15 protein-coding genes are annotated in these 14,166 nt (G+C 63.8%); 12 read left to right on the top strand and 3 right to left on the bottom strand.

The features are described from left to right. Positions 1–72: 72 nt before the first annotated feature. Both EN845_RS04485 and EN845_RS04480 read right to left on the bottom strand, forming a co-directional pair. Positions 73–1,005, bottom strand: coding sequence for a dimethylarginine dimethylaminohydrolase family protein (locus EN845_RS04485; RefSeq protein WP_010915034.1), 933 nt, complete (start codon positions 1,003–1,005; stop codon positions 73–75). A 23-nt stretch (positions 1,006–1,028) separates the two neighbouring features. Next, positions 1,029–2,630: an amidohydrolase gene (locus EN845_RS04480; protein WP_167531190.1), complete on the bottom strand. Its 1,602-nt coding sequence runs from the start codon at positions 2,628–2,630 to the stop codon at positions 1,029–1,031. Between the two features lie 76 nt (positions 2,631–2,706). On the opposite strand from EN845_RS04480, the gene EN845_RS04475 reads away from it, so the two are divergent. From EN845_RS04475 to EN845_RS04455, 5 genes are all read left to right on the top strand, one after another. Continuing rightward, a complete protein-coding gene (locus EN845_RS04475) occupies positions 2,707–3,594 on the top strand; it encodes a LysR substrate-binding domain-containing protein (RefSeq protein ID WP_127871336.1) in 888 nt (295 codons plus the stop codon). Positions 3,595–3,760: 166 nt separating this feature from the next. Further along, on the top strand, positions 3,761–4,855 hold the full coding sequence (locus tag EN845_RS04470) for an ABC transporter ATP-binding protein (protein WP_127871337.1): 1,095 nt from the start codon (positions 3,761–3,763) through the stop codon (positions 4,853–4,855). A gap of 69 nt (positions 4,856–4,924) precedes the next feature. Continuing rightward, on the top strand, positions 4,925–6,037 hold the full coding sequence (locus EN845_RS04465; RefSeq protein ID WP_127871338.1) for an ABC transporter substrate-binding protein: 1,113 nt from the start codon (positions 4,925–4,927) through the stop codon (positions 6,035–6,037). A 22-nt stretch (positions 6,038–6,059) separates the two neighbouring features. After that, positions 6,060–6,893, top strand: coding sequence for an ABC transporter permease (locus EN845_RS04460; protein WP_127871339.1), 834 nt, complete (start codon positions 6,060–6,062; stop codon positions 6,891–6,893). Positions 6,894–6,897: 4 nt separating this feature from the next. Next, positions 6,898–7,713, top strand: a complete 816-nt coding sequence (locus EN845_RS04455; RefSeq protein WP_127871340.1) for an ABC transporter permease — start codon at positions 6,898–6,900, stop codon at positions 7,711–7,713. On the opposite strand, the gene EN845_RS04450 is transcribed toward EN845_RS04455, so the two are convergent. Further along, complete coding sequence (locus tag EN845_RS04450) at positions 7,710–8,498, bottom strand: fumarylacetoacetate hydrolase family protein (RefSeq protein WP_127871506.1); 789 nt, start codon at positions 8,496–8,498, stop codon at positions 7,710–7,712. The genes EN845_RS04455 and EN845_RS04450 overlap by 4 nt on opposite strands. 259 nt (positions 8,499–8,757) lie before the next feature. On the opposite strand from EN845_RS04450, the gene EN845_RS04445 reads away from it, so the two are divergent. The 7 genes from EN845_RS04445 to ccmE all read left to right on the top strand — a co-directional run bounded on the left by EN845_RS04445 (position 8,758) and on the right by ccmE (position 14,144). After that, positions 8,758–9,165, top strand: a complete 408-nt coding sequence (locus EN845_RS04445; RefSeq protein ID WP_127871341.1) for a DUF3168 domain-containing protein — start codon at positions 8,758–8,760, stop codon at positions 9,163–9,165. Between the two features lie 170 nt (positions 9,166–9,335). Next, positions 9,336–9,635, top strand: coding sequence for a hypothetical protein (locus EN845_RS04440; RefSeq protein ID WP_127871342.1), 300 nt, complete (start codon positions 9,336–9,338; stop codon positions 9,633–9,635). 90 nt (positions 9,636–9,725) lie between these two features. Next, positions 9,726–10,391: a response regulator transcription factor gene (locus EN845_RS04435; RefSeq protein WP_015318627.1), complete on the top strand. Its 666-nt coding sequence runs from the start codon at positions 9,726–9,728 to the stop codon at positions 10,389–10,391. 28 nt (positions 10,392–10,419) lie between these two features. After that, positions 10,420–11,808: an ATP-binding protein gene (locus tag EN845_RS04430; protein WP_245511631.1), complete on the top strand. Its 1,389-nt coding sequence runs from the start codon at positions 10,420–10,422 to the stop codon at positions 11,806–11,808. 182 nt (positions 11,809–11,990) lie between these two features. Continuing rightward, the gene (locus EN845_RS04425) at positions 11,991–12,431 is read left to right on the top strand and encodes a hypothetical protein (protein WP_127871344.1); all 441 of its coding nucleotides are present in this window, start codon (positions 11,991–11,993) and stop codon (positions 12,429–12,431) included. Positions 12,432–12,555: 124 nt separating this feature from the next. After that, entirely contained in the window at positions 12,556–13,692 is a 1,137-nt protein-coding gene (gene ccmI / locus EN845_RS04420) for a c-type cytochrome biogenesis protein CcmI (protein WP_127871345.1), read from the top strand. Between the two features lie 8 nt (positions 13,693–13,700). Continuing rightward, entirely contained in the window at positions 13,701–14,144 is a 444-nt protein-coding gene (ccmE, locus tag EN845_RS04415; RefSeq protein ID WP_127871346.1) for a cytochrome c maturation protein CcmE, read from the top strand. Positions 14,145–14,166: the final 22 nt, after the last annotated feature.

Raw genomic sequence — 14,166 nt, 5'->3', positions numbered from 1 at the left:
CCGGCGGCCCGGCTCCTCGCGCGCCAGAATCTTGATCCGGCGAGCGAGGGGGATTTGCCTTTTCCCGGGCTATCAGGCCGCCTCGCGCTTCAGTGCCTGCGCCATGCAATGAATGCCGCCGCCGGTCTTGGAGATTTCGCTCATGTCGACCGCCGCGACCTCGAAGCCGCGCGCCTTGAGCTGGCCGATCAGCGTCTGGCTGGAGGTCGGCGCGATCACCCGGTCCTTGCCGAGCGACATGAAGTTGCAGCCGAGCGCCATCGTGTCCTGGAAGGGCACGTCGATGATCTCGTGACCCTTGCCCTTCAGCCAGTCGACGATGCCGGGTTCGGTGCAGGCGAGGCAGACGGCGGTGAGCTTTTCGGCGATCGGCACAACCATCAGGTCGATGTGGACGTAATATTCGTCGATGAAGGCGATGCGCGTCTCCCAACCTTCCTTCTCGAACCAGGCCTGCACCTGGCGGGCGCCTTCCTCCTGCGTGCGGGCGCCGCCGCAGCCGATCAGCACCACGCCGTCCTCGATGACGTTGAAGTCGCCGCCTTCGAAGGTGCCGGCCGTCACCATGTCGTAGATCGGGATGCCGAGCTTTTCATAGGTGCGGATGGCGGCATAGTTCTCGCCGCGCCGCCACCAGTTGGCCATGGCGGTGATGATGGCGCCATAAGGCGTCATGACGCTGGAATCACGGGAATAGACCTGCATCGGCAGCTCCGGTGTCGGCTCGTGCCAATGGATATTGACGCCGAAATGCTCGTAGGCCGCGACCAGATCCTTGTGCTGCGCCTGCGCGATCTGGACATTGCAGGGCGCCTCGCGCAGATGTTTTCGCGAGAGCGAGCTGGTCGACAGATGACGCAGGAAGTTCGGCGATCCGAGCAGCACGTCGGTCAAGACATCGGTTTCGTTGGCGAAGCCCCATGATGTCAGCGGTTTGGTGCCGCCGGCCGGGTTGCGGCGTTGCAGCGAAAACGGTTCGGCGACGATGCGGTCATGAACGGTCATGCGGTTCTCCTCGTGGCTTGTTCTCAAGAATTGGTCGGTCGCGCATTGTTTGGTATCCACCAGTCGCGCCCGCGCGGCGTGGTGACATATTCCGGCCAGCGGAAGTTGATCGGCGGCTCGTAGTCGCAGAGCGGCGCGATCCAGTTGGAGCCGCCGATGCCGCCGCCGGTGCGGGTGGTGAACTCATTCATCGCCTCGTCGCGGGCGGTCTTGTCCTCGAGCAGGTGCAGCGCCGCCAGCGCGACCGTTTTGGCCGCGCAGATGACCATCGGATCGATCGTCGCGGGAATGCCGCCCAGAGCATTCATCACCCATGCCGGAAAAGCGTGGCCGTTTGCCGAGCGCAGCGCTGGGCGGGCGACATAGAAGCGCGCGGTCGGCGCGTGCCAGCTCATGTCGGTGTAGTCGTCGGAGGTCGAATTCACCTGGGAAGGCGGCAGGTCGCGGCGCAGAATCGCCTCGGCCTCCTGTGGCGAAATCAGCCGCTCCAGCTCATCGATGAAGGGGTTTTCGGTCGCGGTGCCGCCGGCATTGACCTGGATTTCCCGCGCGATCGTCCTGGCGGCCTCGTCCCAGCGTGGCGGCCCGACCGTCGACAGGGCTTCGTAGGTAATCCCTGCCATGGCGTGGTTGGCCAGCCCCGGCCGCGACTTCGACACCCAGTGCCGCTCGTAGCGGCAGCCGCTGATCGCGGCCGCGGCCGCGGCGTTGCGGTCGAGCACCGCCGTCACCTGCTCGGCCATGCCGATGGTCGGCACGCGGATCATGTACTGGATCTCGGCCAGGCCCGCCGGCAGATTGTCGGCGGTGGCCTGGCCAGCCGTCAGGATCGCCTCGCTGATCGACCAGCCGCCCTGGTGCGGCAGCATGGAATCGCGCAACGCCTTGGAGGCCATGTACATGGTCATCAGCGCATCGTTCGCGCCCGGTGCCCTGACCGCCGAATGCGCCTGCGGGATCGGCGCGCCGTCGCCTGCGCGAATCCAGTTTTCGGGTTCGTCGCAGACGAAACGATAGATCATCGCATAGGCCGCGCCGCAATGCGTATCCCAGCGAGCGGTGTTGCAGAGCGGCAGCATGTAAAATGGATGGAAGGAAATCATGCCGGCAAGGCCGTCATAATAGCCTTTTGCCGCATGGATCGGCTTCGAACCGCGCACCTTTTCGGCCGGCTCGCCGGTAAAGCGCAGCGTGCCCTGAATGTCGTGGCGCTGCATGGCGGCCTTGGTCGCTAGCAGCCCGCCGAGGCTTGCTATGCCGAGCCCCGAATGCGGGTCGGTATGGCCGCCGGCCTCGACACCAAGGCCGGACCGTGGCTGCCTCACCGTCACGGCGTCCTGGCAATTGCCGGGCACGGCATCATATTCGGCATACATGCCGATTGTCGGTCCGGCGCCGTTCGTCCAGTGGGCGCAGAAGGCGGTCGGCATGCCGCCCGAGCCTTCCTCGACGGAAAATCCCTCGCGTTTGAGCCGATCGACATACCAGGCGGCCGATTGGTACTCGCGCCATGCGGTCTCGCCGAAATCGAAGATGCTGCGTGTCCAGGCCGACAGCAGCGGCTGGATGCCGTCGAGGCAGGCAAGCGCGGTCTCTTGCGCCGATGTCGTCACCGGTTTGTCCATGCTCTAGAAGAAAGCAGTGAAGCGGCTCGCCAAAAAGTGATATGTTTTCCCGGTTCGTGCAAATTCGGTTCACCTCTTGAGAATTCCTTCGACACAGGCGCTACGCGCCCTCGACAGTTTCGCCAGGCATGGCAGCGTCTGGCGTGCCGCCGACGAACTGCACCTGACCCGCAGCGCCGTCTCGCATCAGCTGCGGTTGCTCGAGCGTGACCTTGGCTTCGATCTCCTGCAACGCATCGGCAAGGGCGTGGCGCTGACGCCGCGCGGCCAGCGCTATGCGGCCGATGTCAGGAAGGCGCTGACCGTGCTCGGCGACGCGGGAGCGCAAAACAGCGGTGCGGGCGTCGGTGGTTCGTTTGCCATTTCCTGCCCTCCGGGCTTCGCCTCGATGTTCCTTTGCTCCCATATCGGCGAGTTCCAGCAAATGTATCGGGACGTGGCACTCTCGATCTTGACGCCTCGTCGCCTTGATGACGTCAGCAATGCGGAGGCCGACGCTTTCATCGCCTTTGGCGTCGGCAACTGGCCGAACCGCGCGGTGGAACTGCTCTGCGAGGTCTCGTTCACGCCGCTCTGCAGCCCGACGCTGCTCAACAAGGTCGGCGGGTTTTCCAAGCCCGCCGACGTGCTGCGCGCCAATTTGCTCCATCTCGGCGACACCGAGGACTGGGCCCGCTGGCTGGCATTGTCGAAGGTGGAAAATCCCGACACCGAGGGCGGCATCTTCTTTTCCGACATGAACCTCGTCTTTTCGGCGGCGGTCGCCGGGCAGGGGATTGCCATGGGCGACGAACTGACAGGCCGCCGGGCGCTGAGCGAAGGCCGCCTGGTCAAGCCGTTCGAGGCATCGGTCCCCTCGCCACGCTCATATTTCCTGGTCTTCGAGCACGCCAAGGCGAGGCATCCGGTACTCAATGCCTTCAGCGATTGGTTGAGGGCGAAGCTATCGGAGAACAGGCTCTAGGCGTCTTAAGATTAGCTGGTCTCCCAGGAGGGGGCGATTGGCGGTTCCAGCCACCCCATCTTCCATCCACCCGTGAATCAAATTTGCCGATCAGGCGAAAACTATTCGGTTGCGGTGAGCTTCGGCCCTGCCTACGATTTGGCTCAAGGGTAAGGATAGAGGCAGGATGCAGCAACCCGGCCGGGCCGCAGAGATCAAGGCAATCGGGATCGGCAAGAGCTTCGGCTCGTTCCGTGCGCTGGACAATCTGACGCTCGACATAGGGCGCGGCGAGTTCCTGACACTGCTTGGCCCCTCCGGATCCGGCAAGACCACCTTCCTGATGATCCTGGCCGGCTTCGTGCAGCCGAGCGAGGGCAGGCTTTTCAGCGACGGCGCCGACATCACCGACCGCCCGGCCGAGCAACGTGCCGCCGGCATGGTGTTCCAGGGTTATGCGCTGTTTCCGCATATGAGCGTCGAAGCCAACATCGCTTTCCCGCTCAAGGTCCGCAAGAAATCGGCCACCGAGATCAGGAAGCGCGTCGGCGAGATGATCGAGCGCGTCGGTCTGGTCGGCCACGAGAAGAAACTGCCGTCGCAGCTTTCCGGCGGCCAGCAGCAGCGCGTCGCACTTGCCCGCGCGCTGGTGTTCGAGCCGGGCGTGCTCCTGCTCGACGAGCCGTTTTCAGCGTTGGACAAGAGCCTGCGCGGCCAGATGCAGGCCGAGATGAAGCGCCTGCATCAGGAGACCGGCACCACCTTCGTCTTCGTCACGCACGACCAGAGCGAGGCGCTGGCGCTGTCGTCGCGCGTCGCCATCTTCAACCACGGCAAACTGCTGCAGGTCGGGGCGCCTGACGAGGTCTACGACCGGCCCGACAATCGCTTCGTCGCCGAGTTCCTCGGCGAGATCAACATGCTGCCGCTGAAGGGAGTCAAGCCCGCCGACCACGGCTCGACCGGCCTTTGCGAAGACCGCGCGGTCAGCATGCACTGCAAGGCCGAGAAAGTCCGCGGTGACGCCATCCTGGCGATCCGGCCCGAACACATGTCGATCGCGCGCGAGGCAGCCGCTGGAGAGAACGGCATCGCTGCGACCGCGATCGCCTCGACCTATCTGGGGGCGGCGACCAAGCTCGACCTCACCACGCGCCATGGTGCCAAGGTAACCGTCTCGGTGCCCAACGAGGTCGCGGCGGCTGCTCTCAGCAAGGGCAATTCCGTCTGGCTGACATGGCCGGCGGAAAAAGGTTTCCTCCTTCCGGATGGAGGACAATGAGCGCCGGTGCGGCCTGATCCGCCGCACCGGTTTCCGGATTGAAATCAACGAAAACAAAGGGGAACTGACATGAACGACACCAAGAAACAGGCCATCGAAACGCTGTCCGAGAGGACGAGACGCGGCGAGATCTCGCGCCGGCAATTCGCGCAGCTCGCGGGCCTCGTGCTTGCCGGCACGCCGCTGCTGCTGCGCTCGACCGGCGCCTTCGCCCAGGCCAAGGAACTGGTGCTGGTGAACTGGGGCGGCGACGCCATCACGGCTTATGACGCCGCCTATGGCCAGGCTTTCACCAAGGACACCGGCATTACCGTCAAAATGGACGGTTCGGGTCCGACCGAAGGCGCGATCGCCGCACAGTTCAAGAGCGGCGCCCCGACCTGGGATCTCGTCGACGTCGATCCGTTCTCGGCCATCACGCTCGGTGCGCAAGGCATGCTCGAGCCGATCGACTACAATGTCGTCGACAAGAAGAAGATGCGTCCGGGCTTCGGCTGGGACTATGCCGCCTCGACCTATTTCTTCTCCTATGTCATCGCCTACGATTCCGAGAAATACGGCAAGGATGCACCGACCGGCATGGCCGATTTCTTCGATGTGAAGAAATTCCCCGGCAAGCGTTCCCTCTACAAATGGGGCGTGTCGAGCTGGGAAGCGGCCCTTTTGGCCGACGGCATCGCGCCGGCTTCGCTCTACCCGCTCGACTTGAAGCGTGCGCATGACAAGATTGCTGCCTTCAAGGAAAACGTCGTCGCCTATTGGGGCGGCGGCGCCGAGAGCCAGAGCGTGCTGCTCAACGGCGAAGCCTCGATGGCGATCGTCTGGTCGACACGGGCCTCGCTGATCGAGCAGGATTCCGGCGGCAAGATCAAGTTCATCTGGGACCAGGGCCTGATCTCGCCCGGTGCACTGGCCGTGCTCAAGAACAACCCAGGCGGCAGGGATGCGGCGATGAAGTTCATCGCCAGCGCGCAGGATCCGCAAAAGCAGTTGGTGATGTTCGACAAGCTCGGCCAGGGGCCGGCCAATCCGGCGGCCGACGCGCTGATTCCCGCCGACAAGAAGCGCATCAACCCCGTCGATCCGGAGAACATGAAGAAGCAGATCCCGCTCGACATGGACTGGTACGCCAAGAACTACGGCGCGGCCCTCGACGAATACACCAAGATCATCTCCGCCTGATCACTGGCGTTGCTGAGCTGACATGAGAGGTGTTCTCTCCGACAGGATGGGCGCGGCGCTGTTGATGGCGCCGCTGCTCCTGTTCCTGGTCCTGGCCTATGCCTGGCCGTTTCTCGGCGTGGTGAAGTGGAGCTTCACCTTGCCGACGCCCGGGCTTGGCCAGTACCAGGCGTTGCTCACCGACGATCTGGTGCAGTCGGTGTTCATCCGCACGCTGCGCATCGCGGCCATCGTCACCATCGTGTCGGTCGCCGCCGCCTACGCCATCACGGTCGTCTGGGTGCGCGGCAGCCCAGCGCAGCGCCTCATCGCCGAATTCTGCATCCTGGTGCCGTTCTGGATCTCGGTGCTGACGCGCGCCTTCGGCTGGGTGGCGCTTTTGTCCAACCGCGGCCTCATCAACACCTGGCTGCAGTCCATCGGTTTCATCTCCGAACCGCTGACTTTGGTGCGCAACGAATTCGGCGTCATCGTCGGCATGACGCATTTCCTCATTCCTTTCGCCGTCTTTCCGTTGGCGTCAGCAATGCGCAGCCTGGACGAGCGCGTGCTGCTCGCCGCGCGCGGCCTGGGCTCCAGCCGCATGCGCACCTTCTGGACGGTGTTCGTGCCGATGACGCGCTCCGGCATCATCGGCTCGGCGATGATCGTCTTTGTCTTCTCGCTTGGCTTCTTCGTCACGCCGGCGATTCTCGGCGGCGGCCGCAGCGTGATGATCGCCGAATTGATCTATCTCCGGATATTCCAGAGCCCGGACTGGGGGCTCGGGGCCGCGATCAGCGTCGTGCTGGTGATCTTCGTCGGCGCCCTGATGGCGCTGCTCTTCCGATACGTCAAACCGAAGCAACTGGTGTAGCGCGATGCCGACCTATCGCCCCGGACCCGTCTCGCTGATCCTCGCCGTGCTGGTGGCGCTGTTCCTGCTGTTGCCGCTGCTGGCCGTCATTCCGGTCTCGCTGACGCCGAGCCGCATGCTGGCAATGCCGACGGGTGAATTGTCGCTGCGCCACTATCGCTCGTTGATCGAGGACCCGCGCTGGCTCCAGTCGATCCTGCTTTCGATCCGGATCGGCATCGTCAGCAGCGCTGTTTCAACCGTACTGGCGCTCAGTTTCAGCCTCGGCGTCTGGATGTTCCAGCCGCGCTTCACCGCCACCCTTGTCGGTTTCGTGCTGCTGCCGATGGTTGTGCCGCCGGTGGTCTCGGCGGTGACGCTCTACTTCCTGCTCACCTCGATCTCAGGCGTCAGTTCCTTCTTCGGCTACGACACCTGGCTCGGCGTTGCCATGGCGCATTCGGTGATGACGGTGCCATTCGCGACGGTGTTGATCCTGGTCTCGCTCAGCCAGCTCGATCGGCGCATCGACCTCGCCGCGCGCGGCCTTGGTGCAAGCGTGTGGGAACGCGCCACGCGCGTCATTATGCCCAACATCAAGTTTGGCATCGTCACCGCGGCACTGCTCTCATTCGTACTCTCCTGGGAAGAGATCGGCGTCACCCTGTTCATCACCTCGGTCAACGCCATCACGCTGCCGCGCCTGATGTGGATGGGCCTGCGCGACAACATCGACCCGGCGATCGCGGCGCTTTCCGTGATATTGATCATCATCACCGTGCTGGTTCTGGCGGTGAGGAGCTTCGTGGTCAGGCTGAACCGGGAGAGCAAGCCGGTCTAGACAAACCGTACCGAGACGCGGCCAAATTTGCCCAAATCGCCGATCACTTCATCACCAGCCTCGACGCGTATCGGCGTCACGCAAGTGCCCGTGATCACCGCCTGTCCCGGCTGGAGCGCTATGCCCAGGCCCGACAGTTCGTTGACGATCCATGTGAGCGCAATACGCGGGTCGCCTAACACCGCCGCGCCGGTTCCGTCGTGCCTCGACTTGCCCGAAACAAGACCGGTCACCGGGTGTTCCGCGAGGTTCACGTCACGCCATTCGTCTTGCGTGGGCTGGCCGATGACGAACAGATTGGCACAGGCATTGTCCGCTATCAGCTGTGGCGCACCGACGGCGCGGAAATCGTCGTAGCGCGAGTCCGGTATTTCTATCGCCGGATGCAAGGTCGCCACGGCATCTATCACCTCGGCGATTTCATAAGGCGCCGGGCGCGTCGGGATCTGGCGGCCAAAACGGAAAGCGAATTCGATCTCGGCGACCCGCATCTTGCTCGTCGCGAGCGAGACGGTCCCGCCAACCGCGACCGCTTTCTCTGCCAGCAGGCGCCCGGCCATCGGGCCGTCGACATTGATATGCCTTTGACCGGCAAGACTGGTTGCCGCGATCTTCCAGCCGAAAAGCGGGACCGCCGAACGATCCATGACATGGGCCTGGATGGCATAGCCTTCGGTTCGTGTCTTCGGGCGAAGCTCCTCAGGTATGGCGTCGAGATGGGTGCCATGATCCCAATGGCTTACCAGCAGACGCGACGCGGCTTTGGCCTTTTGTGGATCGAGCATGGTCAGCTCCCGAATCTGGGAAAATGGCCCGCTGCCGGGCGTTGATGGTGCTTGCGGTGCGCAACCGGTATCGCTATGCCGCGTCCGCTGAGGAGATTGTCGGCAAGTCGTATTTTCGAGATCATCGGCATTCATCATCGAGACGACGAATCGGCAAACCTGTCCGTGCGGCAAATGGTTATATATGGCAAAGCGTCTAGAACGCGGAAGAGCTTCTGGCAGGCAAGGGTCGGTGGCGCAACAGGCGAGGGGAAGAACGATGACCGCGCCCGGTGATTTGCAGCAGGCCCTGTTCCTCAGGTTGAAAAGCGATGCGTCGCTGTCGGCGCTGCTCGGCGGCGCCGGGCTGCTCGAGCGGGCAACCGACACCGCCGCCTTTCCCTATGTGACTTCAGGCCAGACCTCGGCTTTTGACTGGGATACCGGCGCCGAGAATAACGACGACCAGCTGATCACGCTGCATGTCTGGTCGAAGGCCCATGGTGAAGCCGAAACGCTTGCCATCATGGCCGCCATCAAGGCGCGCCTTGCCGACGCGGTGCTGGTGATCGGCCCGCGTGGACAGACGCGGCTGTCGCTGGAATTCACCGAGGCGCGTTATGATGAGGAATTGCTTGTCCATCATGGTCTGCTGCGATTCCGAGCGCTGACGCAGGAAAACGCCTGACGCGCTTTCAATATCATCGAAACGGAGTCTAGACTGGGCTTTCGCGGGGTTCACTGGTGGGGCGGTGAATCCAGATTGTCTATCTCGCGTTGCAGGGGTGTGGCGAGCATGGGTTCAGGGCCGTTCACTGTTCATTTCACGTTCAGCACCGATGCGTTACAACGCCGGTCATGAAAACGCTTCGCTCCCATTTCCGAACCGCGACCCTGGCGCTTAGTGCCGCCGGGATGTTTGCGTCGCAGGCAATGGCGATACCGGCGATCGCGCCCGATCAGCCCACCCCGATCGTCCTGGCCGCATCCGACTGCTATGCGATCGGTCAGCAGGTGGCCCAGCAGAATGGTGGAACACTCGCCAAGGCCTCGGCGTCGACGCGTGGCGGCCAGCCGGTCTGCGTTATCGTCGTCCTCGTGCCGGGCAAGGACGGGCAGCGTCCGCGCCGCTCCGAAATCGTCGTTCCGCAGAACTGACGCAGTCTTCTCGTCCTACAGGGCTCCGTTTCCCAGGCCGCCGGAATCGGCCTATATCTGAAACCTCAGTCAACAGGCATTGGTCCCCGCATGCGCGTACTCGTCGTCGAGGATGACAAGGATCTCAACCGGCAGATTTCCGATGCGCTGGTCGATGCCGGCTATGTCGTCGACCGTGCCTTCGATGGCGAGGAGGGTCATTTCCTCGGCGACACGGAGCCTTACGATGCCGTCGTGCTCGACATCGGCCTGCCGCAGATGGACGGCATCAGCGTGGTCGAGCGTTGGCGTCGCGGCGGCCGCAAGATGCCGGTGCTGATCCTGACCGCGCGTGACCGCTGGAGCGACAAGGTCTCGGGCATCGACGCCGGCGCCGACGACTACGTCACCAAGCCGTTCCACATCGAGGAGGTACTGGCACGGGTCAGGGCCCTGATCCGCCGCGCCGCCGGCCACGCCTCGTCGGAACTGACCTGTGGGCCGCTGCGTCTCGACACCAAGGCTTCGAAGGCCGATGTCAATGGCGTGCCGCTGAAATTGACCTCGCACGAATTCCGGCTGCTTGCCTATCTGATGCACCACATGGGCGAGGTCGTTTCGCGCACCGAACTGGTCGAGCATCTCTACGACCAGGATTTCGACCGCGATTCCAACACGATCGAGGTCTTTGTCGGGCGGCTGCGCAAGAAGATGGGCATCGACATGATCGAAACCGTGCGCGGCATGGGCTACCGCATGCGTGAGCCGGAGGCGTAAGGCGGAACCGCTTCCTACCAACCCAACCGTGGGCAGACGGCTTTCGCTACGCGCTTGGCCGCGCTCGCTGACGTTCCGCGTTATCGCCTTCTCCACGGTATGGGCGATCCTGACCCTGGTCGTCATCTTCACCCTGATCACCACGCTCTACCGCCAAGCCAGCGAGCGGGGCTTCGACAGTTTGCTGTCGGCGCATTTGTTCAACTTGATCGGCTCCATTGGCATTTCCGACAGCGGCGCGCTGACCGGCTCGCCCGATCTTGGCGACCTCCGTTTCTCGGAGCCGAATTCGGGCTGGTACTGGTCCGTCGAGCCCGCCTCGGAAGGCGTGCACGGCGATCTCCATTCGTCGTCCATGACCCGGACCATCCCGTCGCCCGATGTGGCGGATGTTCCTTTCAACGCCAATTTCCAGCGTAGCTATGCCGCGCAAGGCATCAACGGCGAGGAACTGGTCGTGTTCGAGAGCGAATTCGTTCTCGATGCCAAGAACCGCGCCGCGCGCTTCCGCGTCATGGGAAACAAGACCGAGCTGGAGCAGGAAATAGGGACCTTCCAGCGTCGCCTGCTGACCTATCTCAGCCTGTTCGGCATCGGAATGATCGCCATCAACGCCATCGCCATCCTGCTCGGGCTGCAGCCGCTGCGCAGGGTCAGGAACGCACTCGCCATGGTGCGCGAGGGCACCGCGCAGAAGCTCGACGGCCGCTTCCCGGCCGAGATCGAACCGTTGGCCAACGAAACCAACGCTTTGATCGAAAACAACAAACGCATTGTCGAGCGTTCGCGGACCCAGGTCGGCAACCTCGCCCATTCGCTGAAGACGCCGCTCGCCGTGCTGCTCAACGAGGGCCGGGCGCTTGGCGGCGCCAAGGGGCAGTTGATCGCCGAGCAGGCCGCCTCCATGCAAAAGCAGATCGATCACTATTTGCAGCGCGCCCGCGTCGCGGCGCAGCGCGACAGCGTCGTCTACCGCACGCCCGTGGCGCCGCTGGTACAGCGCATGGTGCGTGTTTTGCAGAAGCTCAACCCGCGGACCAGCCTGTCGCTGTCGCTGCCGGCCACCGAGATCGTCTTTGCCGGCGAACGCGAGGACCTCGAGGAACTGCTCGGCAATCTTCTCGAGAATGCGATGAAATGGGCAAGGAGTGCTGTCGCGGTCTCGGTCGTGCCCTTGGTCAGCAAGGATGAGAGCCTGTTCGAGATCAGCATCGAGGATGACGGCCCTGGCATTCCCGAGGACAAGGCGCGCGAAGCCATGAAGCGCGGACGGCGCCTGGACGAGACAAAGCCGGGAACGGGCCTGGGCCTCGCCATCGTCGCCGACCTCGTCAACGAGTATGGAGGCGGCCTGGATCTGGGGCGTTCCGGCATGGGTGGTCTGAAGGCAGCGGTGCGATTGCGGAGCCTTCAGTGACGTTTGCCCAGACCAATCGACACCAACGGGTGGCACATGCTATGGCGGCATATCGATTGACCTCATACTGGCCGGCGGCGGCCAAATTTCCGACAAATATCAATAGTATGGCCATGCCCACTTCTCAGATGATGCCACGCGCATCCATGGCAAGCTCCAACTCAGGAATACCGGTTGTTGGCATGAAGATTCGCGTCGCGCTTGTTTCCGCATTGCTGGCCGTGTCGGGCTGCACCACCTCGAGCGGCAAGGGCCCGACCGTGGCCGCGACCCCGGCCTCGACGCCCCCGGCCGGCGGCAAGGTCGTCACCAAGTCGATCATTTCCGCCATGGGCGGCGGCCTCATTGGCGGGTCTGTCGGCAATGGCCTGAGCGACACGGAAAAGCGCAGCGCGCTCGAGGCTGAATACAAGGCGCTTGAATACACGACGAGCGGGCAGAAGGTGGCGTGGAAGGGCGATCAGGCCTCGCGCCATGGCGAGGTCGTGCCAGCCCAACCTTACCGCGTTGGTTCGCAGGATTGCCGCCAGTATACGCAGACGGTGTTCACCGGCAGCGCCAGTGTCACGGCGCACGGAACAGCCTGCCGCAATGGCGACGGCGGCTGGACACCATTGACCTAGCACGCCGGGTCCGGTTGCGACCCGGCCAGTTGATGTCGATCAAGGACATTCGGTGCGCCTGCCGTCAAAGCGTCGCAGGATGCCTGTGTTGGCAGGGCAGGGCTCTGCCTTTATTGGAAGAACCATGCTGTTCTGGGTCATAGCCGCAATTCTCACGCTGGGCGCCAGTCTGGCGGTGCTTTTGCCGCTGGCTGGGGCTTCCAAGGGCGCGTCATCGAGCGGCGACCACGACCTGGAAGTCTATCGCGATCAATTAGCCGAACTCGACCGCGATGCCGCGCGCGGCTTGATCCGGCCCGCTGAGGCAGCCGAGGCGCGCGCCGAGATCGCCCGCCGCATCCTTCGCCTGGGTAACGCTGACATAACCGGCAAGACGTCCGGCAGGGCGGCGTCGGTCACGGCACGGCTTGTCGCGACCGTGGCCGTGCTGGCGGTCCCGTTGGTCAGTTGGGGGTTCTACAGCCAGATCGGCTCGCCTGACCTGCCGTCGCAGCCGCTCAGCGAGCGGCTGGCCAAGAACCCGGCCGACAGTTCGGTCGATGAGCTGGTGGCGCGCGCCGAAGCCCACCTCGCGGCCAACCCTTCCGATGGGCGGGGCTGGGATGTGCTGGCGCCGGTTTATCTGCGCATGCAGCGCTTTGCCGACGCCGCGGCGGCCTACCGCAACGCCATACGCCTCGACGGCGACAGCGCCGTACGCCAGGCCGGACTCGGTGAGGCGATCGCCGGTGCCGCGGGCGGTATTGTTTCGGCCGATGCCCAGGATGCCTTCGAGGCGGCCTTGAGGCTTGACCCGGCCAATGCGAAAGCCAGCTTCTATCTGGCGATGGCATTGGCGCAGGAGGGCCGCGGCAAGGAAGCGGCCGCGGCCTGGCAGGTGATGCTCGGTAAACTGCCGCCGGATTCGCCATGGCGCGGCGCCGTCGAACAGGCACTGGCCAAATCCGGCTCCGAAGTCGCTTCCGGCGCGGCCCCGAAAGGCCCCGATGCCGGCGATGTCGACGCGGCATCCTCCATGTCGCCGCAGGACAGGGAAGCCATGATCAACACCATGGTCGCCGGCCTCGACGACAAACTTCGTCAAAATCCGCGCGACCCGGAAGGATGGATGCGGCTTGTTCGTTCCTATGTCGTGCTGGGCAAGACCGACCAGGCGCGCGATGCGCTGGGCCGCGCCATTGCGGTCTTTGGGGCCGACAGTGACGAAGCCAAGAAATTCACCGCCTTTGGCGCCTCGCTCGGCCTGACGGCGACGGAGTAGAATTGGATATGACGCGCAAGCAGAAACGATTGTCGGTGATTGTGGGCGGCTTGGCTTTCCTCGCAGCCGCCACCGGCCTGACGTTCTATGCGCTTGGCCAGAAAGCGTCCTATTTCTACATGCCGGCCGATCTGACCACTGCCAGTGTGCAGCCCGGCCAGCGCATCAGGCTCGGCGGTTTGGTCGAAAAAGGCACCATCCAGCGCGGCCAGGGCGCGACGGTTGCCTTTTCGGTCACCGACACCCACAAATCGGTCAAGGTTACCTATACCGGCATCCTGCCCGACCTTTTCCGCGAAGAGCAGGGCGTCATCACCGAGGGCACCTTTGGCCCCGACGGCGTCTTTGTCGCCGACAGCGTGCTGGCCAAGCACGACGAGCGTTACATGCCCAAGGAAGTTGCCGACGGCCTGAAGGCCAAGGGTGTCTGGCAGGAGAGCAAGAGTGAGTAATCCCGGCGGGAGAGCAAGCGGG

It is taken from the genome of Mesorhizobium sp. M8A.F.Ca.ET.202.01.1.1 (assembly GCF_004791595.1).
Lineage (GTDB): Bacteria > Pseudomonadota > Alphaproteobacteria > Rhizobiales > Rhizobiaceae > Mesorhizobium.
The sequence above is the reverse complement of the archived record's forward strand: the minus strand, read 5'-3'. Positions and strand labels throughout refer to the sequence as shown.